This is a genomic window from Albidovulum sp., from assembly GCF_008933605.1.
Classification (GTDB): Bacteria; Pseudomonadota; Alphaproteobacteria; order Rhodobacterales; family Rhodobacteraceae; genus Albidovulum.
In genome coordinates this window covers 1-8,305 of sequence record NZ_WBUS01000138.1, presented here as the reverse complement: position 1 = coordinate 8,305, position 8,305 = coordinate 1, and the positions used below count along the sequence as shown (strand labels likewise).

11 protein-coding genes and 1 tRNA gene are annotated in these 8,305 nt (G+C 68.6%); 5 read left to right on the top strand and 7 right to left on the bottom strand.

The features are described 5' to 3' along the window. A partial coding sequence (locus F9K34_RS15045) for an ADP-dependent NAD(P)H-hydrate dehydratase (protein WP_291337920.1) occupies positions 1-577 on the top strand: 577 nt, incomplete at its 5' end. A 77-nt stretch (positions 578-654) separates the two neighbouring features. On the opposite strand, the gene F9K34_RS15040 is transcribed toward F9K34_RS15045, so the two are convergent. Further along, on the bottom strand, positions 655-1,173 hold the full coding sequence (locus F9K34_RS15040) for a Hint domain-containing protein (protein WP_291337918.1): 519 nt from the start codon (positions 1,171-1,173) through the stop codon (positions 655-657). 169 nt (positions 1,174-1,342) lie between these two features. Between F9K34_RS15040 and F9K34_RS15035 the strand changes: the two genes are divergently transcribed. The 3 genes from F9K34_RS15035 to F9K34_RS15025 all read left to right on the top strand — a co-directional run bounded on the left by F9K34_RS15035 (position 1,343) and on the right by F9K34_RS15025 (position 3,561). Beyond that, positions 1,343-1,427: transfer RNA gene (locus tag F9K34_RS15035), tRNA-Leu, on the top strand. Between the two features lie 19 nt (positions 1,428-1,446). Then, entirely contained in the window at positions 1,447-2,781 is a 1,335-nt protein-coding gene (tig, locus tag F9K34_RS15030; RefSeq protein ID WP_291337914.1) for a trigger factor, read from the top strand. Between the two features lie 240 nt (positions 2,782-3,021). Next, positions 3,022-3,561, top strand: coding sequence for an HD domain-containing protein (locus F9K34_RS15025; protein WP_291337912.1), 540 nt, complete (start codon positions 3,022-3,024; stop codon positions 3,559-3,561). Positions 3,562-3,570: 9 nt separating this feature from the next. Here F9K34_RS15025 and F9K34_RS15020 read toward each other — a convergent pair whose 3' ends face one another. The 6 genes from F9K34_RS15020 to rpsF all read right to left on the bottom strand — a co-directional run bounded on the left by F9K34_RS15020 (position 3,571) and on the right by rpsF (position 7,162). Further along, a complete protein-coding gene (locus F9K34_RS15020; RefSeq protein WP_291337910.1) occupies positions 3,571-4,206 on the bottom strand; it encodes a class I SAM-dependent methyltransferase in 636 nt (211 codons plus the stop codon). Positions 4,207-4,223: 17 nt separating this feature from the next. Continuing rightward, entirely contained in the window at positions 4,224-5,006 is a 783-nt protein-coding gene (locus F9K34_RS15015) for a CDP-alcohol phosphatidyltransferase family protein (RefSeq protein ID WP_291337909.1), read from the bottom strand. Further along, positions 5,003-5,803, bottom strand: a complete 801-nt coding sequence (locus tag F9K34_RS15010; protein ID WP_291337907.1) for a phosphatidylserine decarboxylase — start codon at positions 5,801-5,803, stop codon at positions 5,003-5,005. Before F9K34_RS15010 ends, F9K34_RS15015 begins: the two co-directional genes overlap by 4 nt. An 87-nt stretch (positions 5,804-5,890) precedes the next feature. Beyond that, the gene (gene rplI, locus F9K34_RS15005) at positions 5,891-6,469 is read right to left on the bottom strand and encodes a 50S ribosomal protein L9 (RefSeq protein WP_291337906.1); all 579 of its coding nucleotides are present in this window, start codon (positions 6,467-6,469) and stop codon (positions 5,891-5,893) included. A 13-nt stretch (positions 6,470-6,482) separates the two neighbouring features. Beyond that, positions 6,483-6,710 carry a 30S ribosomal protein S18 gene (rpsR, locus tag F9K34_RS15000; RefSeq protein ID WP_105514010.1) on the bottom strand — a complete coding sequence of 76 codons (228 nt, stop codon included), beginning with the start codon at positions 6,708-6,710 and terminating at the stop codon, positions 6,483-6,485. 29 nt (positions 6,711-6,739) lie between these two features. Beyond that, the gene (gene rpsF / locus F9K34_RS14995) at positions 6,740-7,162 is read right to left on the bottom strand and encodes a 30S ribosomal protein S6 (RefSeq protein ID WP_291337899.1); all 423 of its coding nucleotides are present in this window, start codon (positions 7,160-7,162) and stop codon (positions 6,740-6,742) included. Positions 7,163-7,415: 253 nt separating this feature from the next. Between rpsF and fabD the strand changes: the two genes are divergently transcribed. Then, positions 7,416-8,305: ACP S-malonyltransferase (gene fabD, locus F9K34_RS14990; RefSeq protein WP_291337897.1), on the top strand; the 890-nt coding region annotated here is incomplete at its 3' end.

The window sequence follows — 8,305 nt, the reverse complement described above, 5'->3', positions numbered from 1 at the left end:
CCTAGGTACAGCGCGGGGCGATAGGGCGCTTTCCCTCCCCCTCGTGGGGAGGGAAGAGGGGAGGGGGGCACGCCGCGCGCTCGTCCTCGATGCCGATGCGCTGACCATCCTTTCCCGCGAGCCCGATCTTTTCGCGGCGCTCCACAAAAACTGCGTCCTCACGCCCCATGCCGGCGAATTCGCCCGCCTTTTCCCCGACATCGCAGAGAAGCTGGCGGCCCCCGCCATGAAGGGCCCGGCCTATTCCAAGGTGGACGCCACGCGCGAGGCGGCGGCGCGGGCGGGCTGCGTGGTGCTGTTTAAGGGGCCCGATACGGTGATCGCCGATCCGCAGGGGCGGTGCAGCATCAACTCCGCCCATTACGACCGCGCGGCGCCTTGGCTTGCCACGGCGGGGTCGGGCGACGTGCTGGCGGGGTTCATCGCGGGGCTTCTGGCGCGGGGATTCACCCCGATGCAGGCGGCAGAGACCGCCGCCTGGCTCCATGTCGAATGCGCCCGGAAATTCGGCCCCGGCCTGATCGCCGAGGATCTGCCCGAGCAACTGCCGGCCGTGTTCCGCGACCTCGGGCTCTGAGCGCCGGCGCTTTCACCTTGGCGCAAATACTCCCGCCGGAGGCTTCCGCCGCCATCGCGCGGGCGACCGGCCGGGTGTCACTCCGCCGCGAGCCGCGCCCCGTCCGCCGCTCCGAGCGCGGGGCAGGCGATCTCCAGCCCCTCGGCATAGATCACCTGCGGGCTGTCGAACCGCAGGTCGTAGAGCCGGAGCGAGAGCGCCGTGATGGTGGCGATGAACTCGCCGTTCGCGAGCCGCTCCACCGGCACGACGGCCTGCCGCAGGCCGAAGAGCGCCTCGGCCCGCCAGTCGCGGACGAGGACCGGGGTCTCCGCGGGCAGGATCAGGTCCTGTTCCGGCCGGTCATGGCCGAGCGCGCCCGCGGCGATGCGGATCGCGGGGCCGGAATAGCGCGCGACGCGCACCTCGCGCACGACACGCATACCCTCGCGGGTGATGATCCGGTCGCCGGGTTCTATGAAATCGACCGGCAGGGCGCCGTCGAGCGTCAACACGACCGTCCCGGCCGCAATGCCTGTCGTCGAACTGCCTGCTGCCATCTGGCGCATGCCGGCGTGTTCCGCGCCGTGCACAAGCCCCGTCGTCTTCTGCGACATGGGGTCCCCCTATATGTGCTGCCTCGATTTTTTCTTTCACAATATGTCAAGATTGCGTTTGCGGCGAGCAATTTCTGGGGCGCTTTTTCCCCTCGCATGCGCGGGCGAACCTTGCTAGAAGGGCGCGGATTTCGGGAGCGGTCCCAGCACGGGGCCGCTCCCCGGCATTGCGGGTGTGGCGAAACTGGCAGACGCACCAGATTTAGGTTCTGGCGCCGAGAGGCGTGGGGGTTCAAGTCCCTTCACCCGCACCACGAGGAAAAGGACGAAGGAATGCAGGTCACCGAGACCCTGAAGGACGGTCTGAAGCGCAGCTACACGATCACCGTGCCGGCCGCGGATCTTGACGCGAAGGTCACCGAGAAGCTCGTGGAGGCGCAGCCCGAGATCGAGATGAAGGGTTTCCGCAAGGGCAAGGTGCCGATGGCGATGCTTCGCAAGCAGTTCGGCGAACGGCTCCTGGGCGACGCGATGCAGGATGCGATCGACGGCGCGATGAAGTCGCATTTCGACACGACCGGCGAGCGTCCGGCGCTGCAGCCGAAGGTCGAGATGAAGGGTGGCGAGGCCTGGCGGCAGGGCGACGATGTCATCGTCGAGATGTCCTACGAGGCGCTGCCGGAGATCCCCGAGGTCGATCTCGCCAAGATCAAGCTCGAGAAGCTCGTGGTGAAGGCGGACGAGAAGGCCGTCGCCGAGGCGCTCGAGAACCTCGCCAAGTCGGCGAAGAGCTTCGAGGACCGGAAGAAGGGCACCAAGGCCAAGGAAGGCGATCAGGTGGTGATCGACTTCGTGGGCAAGATCGACGGCGAGGCCTTCGAGGGCGGCGCGGGCGAGGACTATCCGCTGGAACTCGGCTCGGGCTCGTTCATCCCCGGTTTCGAGGACCAGCTCGTCGGCGCCAAGGCGGGCGACGAGGTGGCGGTGAAGGTGACCTTCCCGGCCGAATACGGCGCCAAGCACCTCGCCGGCAAGGAAGCCGTCTTCGACTGCATGGTGAAGGCCGTGAAGGGACCGAAGGCGGCCGAGATCGACGACGAGCTCGCCAAGCGGTTCGGGGCGGAAAGCCTCGACGCGCTCAAGGGCCAGATTTCGGAGCGGCTCGAGGCGGAATATGCCGGCGCCGCTCGCCAGGTGATGAAGCGGGCGCTGCTCGACGAGCTCGACAAGCTCGTGAAGTTCGATCTCCCGCCGAGCCTCGTCGAGGCCGAGGCGCACCAGATCGCGCACCAGCTCTGGCATGACGAGCACCCCGAGGAGCACGGCCACAACCACGGCTCCATCGAACCGACGGACGAGCACAACACGCTGGCCGAACGCCGCGTGCGGCTCGGGCTTCTCCTGGCCGAGATCGGCCGCAAGGAGAAGGTCGAGGTGACCGACGCCGAGATGACCCAGGCGGTGCTGGCGCAGGCGCGGCAGTATCCTGGGCAGGAGCGCGCGTTCTTCGACTTCGTCCAGAAGAACCCGCAGATGCAGCAGCAACTCCGCGCGCCGATCTTCGAGGACAAGGTCGTCGACCTCGTCTTCGCCGGTGCCAAGGTGACGGAGAAGGAAGTCTCCAAGGACAAGCTCCAGAAAGCCGTCGAGGCGCTCGACGAGATGTAAGACGGCTTAGCGCATGCGAGGCCGCGAGGAACGGGCCGTGCCGCTGGCGCGGCCCTTTTCATTCCCCCTCCGCGATGGCGCTTGACGTGCCCGGCCGCGGTGCTAGGGTGATCGAGGGCACAGGGGTGCCCTTTCCCAATCACATCAGCAACCTGCGCCCAGGGTATCCGCCCGCGCTTCCGGCCCGCTTCGTGCGGCCGGATCCGGTGCGATCCCGTCCCGCGCGGGAAAGGAGACCGAATGGAGACATCCATCCTCGCGCGTGCGCGCGCGTTTGCCCGGGCCCGGCATGACGGGCAAACCCGTAAGGACGCGGCGCAGACACCCTACTGGACGCACCTCGAGGAGGTCGCGTCGCTTGTCGCCGGCTTCGGCGGGGCGGAGGAGGTCGTTGCGGCGGCCTGGCTTCACGACACGGTGGAGGACTGCCCGCCGACCAGCCTTGGCGAGATCGAGGCGGCGTTTGGGCCCCGGGTTTCTGCCATCGTCGCGGAGGTGACGGACGACAAGAACCTTGGCGCGGCCGAACGCAAGCGGCTGCAGGTCGTGACCGCACGGGCCAAGTCGCCCGAGGCCGCACTGGTCAAGCTCTGCGACAAGATCAGCAACGTCCGCTCGGTCGGCGAAACCCCGCCGCACGACTGGCCGCAGGTGCGCCGGCGCGCCTATCTCGACTGGGCCGAAGAGGTCGTCGGGGGATTGCGGGGCGTGCCCGAGGCGGCGCTGGCGGCGTTCCACGCCGTGCTGGAGGGTGCCCGGGCGGCCGTCGGACCGCGCTGACCTCGCGCCTCAGCCGGCCGCCGGGGACGCCGCGGCCTTCCGCTGGATCAGGAAGGTGAAGATGCCGAAGGGCGGCATCGGCACGGATCGGGTGACCGTGAGCGAGGGCACGCCGAGGATGCGGCCGAGCTCGAAGTCGGAATGCCAGCCGATCACGTCCGCCAAAGGTGCGAACAACCGTTCGAGCGCCGCGAGGATGCCCTTGTCGCGGGCAAAATGGCCGACGATCAGCACCTCGCCGCCCGGCTTGCAGACGCGGGCCATCTCTTCCATGACCTTTTCGGGTTCGGGCACGACCGAGATCACGTGCATGGCCACGACGGTGTCGAAATGGCCGTCGGGGAAGGCGAGCGCGCGGGCGTCCATCTCGGAGATGCGGACGACGTGGGCAAGCTCCCGCTCGGCGACCTTGCGGCGCGCCTTGTCGAGCATCTCGGTCGAAACGTCGATGCCGGTCACTTCGAGGTGCGGCGCGTAGCGGTCGAGCGAGAGCCCGGTGCCGATGCCGATCTCCAGCACGCGGCCCTGGCGGCGGTTGATGTAGTCCACCGCGCGCCGACGACCCCGGCCGGTGATCCGCCCGAAGGTGTAGTCATAGATCGGCGCCCAGTAGCGGTAGGATGTCTTGACGGCCGCAAGTTCCAAGTTCTGCCTCTCAGCGATCAGGGCCGTCCGCGACGGCGGTTCAAGAGCATCATCCCCGCCGAGTGTAACAGCGACGCGGCGTAGAGAAGGACGATGGCGATGAGCGCGCGCCAGATCTCGGCGAGCATGATCCCGGTGACGAGCGCGAGCCCGACCATGACCCAGGCGATCCTTTCGCGCGGAACGCGGATCGACTTCGGCGAGAAGGTGGGCAGGCGGCTGACCATCAGGAGGCCGACCGCGCCGATGTAGAGTTCGATCAGCGTCGGCCACGCGCTGACGTCGATCCCGGTCTCGAAGGCAAGGAAGGCGGGCAGGAGTGCCATCAGCGCGCCCGCCGGCGCGGGTACCCCGGTGAAGTGGCCGGCGGGCTTCGTGTCGCCGTTCAGGGCCGCGCGCGACTGCGCCACGTTGAACCGCGCGAGCCGCATGCAGCAGCAGACGACATAGACGAGGACGAAGATCCAGCCGCCCGACCTTTCGCCGGGAGCGAGCGCCATCTGGTAGACGAGGAATCCCGGCGTCACGCCGAAGTTCAGGAAGTCCGACAGCGAGTCGAGCTGCGCGCCGAAATCGCTGGTGGCCTTGAGGCGCCGGGCGATGAGCCCGTCGAGGCCGTCGACCACGATGGCGAAAAGGACGAGCCAGACCGCGATCAGGAACTGGCCCGACATGATGAAGCGGATCGCCGTGAGCCCGGCGCAAAGGCCGAGCGTCGTGACCATGTTCGGCACGAGGGTGAGGAAGGGCAGGCTGTCGCCGTCCGCCTCGCGCGGGAGGTCGGGGTCCTCCTCGCTCACCGCATCGCCCCTATCCGGCGCGGTTCGTCCGAGGCGAAGTCGGCGAGCACGGTTTCGCCGGCGACGGCCGTCTGGCCGACGGCGACGAGCGGCGCGGTGCCCCGTGGCAGGTAGACGTCGAGGCGCGAGCCGAAGCGGATCATGCCGAAACGCTGGCCGGTGAGGAGCGCCTGGCCTTCCTTCACCTCGCAGACGATGCGACGGGCGACGAGGCCCGCGATCTGCACCACGGCGATGGCGCGGCCATCTTCCATGCGGATGGCGAGTCCGTTGCGTTCGTTGTCCACGCTCGCCTTGTCGAGTGAGGCGTTGAAGAACTTGCCCGGCCGGTAGGCGGTCTTCTCGATCCGCCCGGAAACCGGAGCGCGGTTCACGTGGCAATTGAAGACGTTCATGAAGATCGCGATGCGCGTCATCGGCTCGGACCCGAGGCCAAGCTCCTCCGGCGGTGCGAAATCGCCGATCATCTGCACCACGCCGTCGGCCGGCGAGATGACCAGCCCCTCCCGCGCGGGCGTCACGCGCTCGGGGTCGCGGAAGAAGTAGTAGCACCAGAGGGTGAGCCCGACGCCGATCCAGCCCAACGGCTCCCAGATCAGGAACAGCACGACCGTCACCGCGGCAAAGATCGCGACGAAGCGATAGCCTTCGCGGTGCATGGGCTTCACCACGGTCGCGATCATCGACATGGGGCGTTCCTCCTCTCGGGGCGGCACGACGCCGGAGCGCCGAGGCGCGGGGGTGGCGTTGCGCGAGTCGCCGGCGCGTTGCGACGCGTTGTGACCGGGAAACGACATCGTTGCAACTGCCGGGCGACGTGCTGCGCAAAAGAAAACCGCGCCGGACGGGCCGGCGCGGTCGGGGTGTTGCGCGCGTAGGGCGGATTACTCCGCCGTCTCTTCCTGCGCGGCTGAGCCGATGTCGTCGAAGAGCTCGGCAATCTCGAAGTCGGCGGCGGCCTCCGCCTCGGCGGCAAGCTCCTGGATCGACTTGCCGGTCGCCTGAAGCTCGGCCTCTTCGGCCGACCGGGCGACGTTGAGCCGGATCTGCGCCGAAACCTCGGGGTGCAGCACGACCTCGACCTCGTGGAGGCCAAGCTCCTTGATCGGCCGGGCGAGCACGATCTGCTTGCGCTCGACGCCGAAGCCCGCCGCGGTGGCGGCATCGGCGGCATCGCGCGGCGTGACCGAGCCGTAGAGCGCGCCGGCATCGGAGGCCGAGCGAATCACGACGAAGGTCTGGCCGTCGAGCTTCGCGGCGACGGCCGCGGCCTCCTTCCGGGTCTCGAGGTTCTGTGCCTCGAGATGGGCCTTGCGCGATTCAAAGGACTTGATGTTGTCCTCGGAGGCGCGCAGCGCCTTGCCCTGCGGCAGGAGGTAGTTGCGCGCGTAGCCGTCCTTGACCTTGACGACCTCGCCCATCTGGCCAAGCTTGGCCACGCGTTCCAGTAGGATGACTTGCATCTGACGGTCTCCCTTACTTCACGGCATAGGGCAGGAGCGCGAGGAAGCGGGCACGCTTGATGGCGCGCGCGAGTTCACGCTGCTTCTTGGCCGAGACGGCGGTGATGCGGGCGGGCACGATCTTGCCGCGCTCGGAGATGTAGCGCTGGAGCAGACGTACGTCCTTGTAGTCGATCTTCGGCGCGTTGTCGCCCGAGAAGGGGCAGACCTTGCGGCGGCGGAAAAACGGTTTGTTCGCCATGGTTTGTGATCCTTTCCTCAGGTCCCGTCTCAGCGCCGGTCGCGGCGGTCGCCGCGATCTCCGCGGTCACCCCGGTCGCCACGATCCCCGCGGTCACCCCGGTCGCCGCGATCCCCGCGGTCGCGCTCGTCGCGCTTCTGCATCTGGACCGAGGGGCCGTCCTCGTGGGCGTCCACCTTCACCGACATGACGCGCATGACGTCGTCGTGGAGCCGCGCGAGACGCTCCATCTCCTGCACCGCGGCCGAGGGCGCGTCGGAGCGGAGGTAGGCGTAGTGGCCCTTGCGGTTCTTGTTGATCTTGTAGGCCATGGTCTTCACGCCCCAGTACTCGTGGTCGACGACCTTGCCGCCGTTGTCCGCGAGGACGGTGGAGAAGTGTTCGATGAGTCCTTCGGCCTGCGCGTTGGACAGGTCCTGGCGCGCGATGAGGACATGCTCGTAAAGCGGCATGTGGTCCCTTTCGTCTCAGGCGGCTTCATAGGCGGGGTGACCCTTCCGCGCCCCGCCACGAGAGGCTTCGCCGGTTCCCGTGAATGCGGAAGGATGCGGCCTTATAGAGGAACGCGCGCCGGATGCAAGCGCGGCGTCCCGATCACCGCCTCCTGCCGGCAATACCTCCGGGGTGCAACGCCGGCGGCCCTGCGTCGCTTGTCCGACGGCGTCGCTGCGGTTAGAGGTGGGGAGATTTCGGGCAGGAGGAAGCATGACGCGCGCATTCGTATTTCCCGGGCAGGGGGCGCAGACGGTCGGCATGGGCCGCGCCCTGGCCGAGGCCTATCCGGCGGCGAAGGCGGTCTTCGACGAGGTCGACGCGGCGCTCGGCGAGCGGTTTTCGGCGCTGATCTGGGAAGGCGACGTGGAGACGCTCACGCTCACGGAAAACGCGCAGCCCGCGCTGATGGCGACCTCGATCGCGGCCGTCCGGGCGCTTGGTGCCGAGGGGATCTCCGTGACCTCGGCGGCCTACGTCGCCGGCCATTCTCTCGGCGAGTATTCGGCGCTCTGCGCGGCCGGGGCGATCAGCCTCGCCGATGCGGCGCGGCTCCTCAGGCTTCGCGGGCGTGCGATGCAGGCGGCGGTGCCCGTCGGGGTCGGCGCGATGGCTGCGCTTCTCGGGCTCGATTTCGCGGTGGTGAGCGAGGTGGCGCGGGAGGCGGCGCAGGGCGAGGTCTGCCAGGCGGCCAACGACAACGACCCGGCGCAGGTCGTCGTGTCGGGCCACCGCGCCGCGGTGGAGCGGGCGGTGGAGATCGCCAAGACAAGGGGTGCCAAGCGCGCCGTGCTGCTGCCGGTCTCCGCACCCTTCCATTGTGCCCTGATGGAGCCGGCGGCCCGCGTCATGGCCGAGGCGCTCGACGCGGTGGAGATCAGGGCGCCCGAGGTGCCCGTGGTGGCCAACGTGCGCGCCCGGCCCGTCGACGATCCGGCGGTGATCCGGGCCCTTCTGGTCGAGCAGGTGACGGGTAGGGTGCGCTGGCGCGAGTCGGTGGAATGGATGGCGGCGCAGGGCGTCGACGAATTCTGGGAGATCGGCGCGGGCAAGGCGCTTTCGGGCATGGTCCGGCGGATCGCCAAGGAGGCGGAGACGCGGGC

Coding starts and splice junctions, on each gene's coding strand:
- F9K34_RS15040 (WP_291337918.1), bottom strand. CDS start 1,173: ATGTCGCAGAAGACGACGGGGCTTGTGCACGGCGCGGAACACGCCGGC.
- tig (WP_291337914.1), top strand. CDS start 1,447: ATGCAGGTCACCGAGACCCTGAAGGACGGTCTGAAGCGCAGCTACACG.
- F9K34_RS15025 (WP_291337912.1), top strand. CDS start 3,022: ATGGAGACATCCATCCTCGCGCGTGCGCGCGCGTTTGCCCGGGCCCGG.
- F9K34_RS15010 (WP_291337907.1), bottom strand. CDS start 5,803: ATGTCGTTTCCCGGTCACAACGCGTCGCAACGCGCCGGCGACTCGCGC.
- rplI (WP_291337906.1), bottom strand. CDS start 6,469: ATGCAAGTCATCCTACTGGAACGCGTGGCCAAGCTTGGCCAGATGGGC.
- rpsR (WP_105514010.1), bottom strand. CDS start 6,710: ATGGCGAACAAACCGTTTTTCCGCCGCCGCAAGGTCTGCCCCTTCTCG.
- rpsF (WP_291337899.1), bottom strand. CDS start 7,162: ATGCCGCTTTACGAGCATGTCCTCATCGCGCGCCAGGACCTGTCCAAC.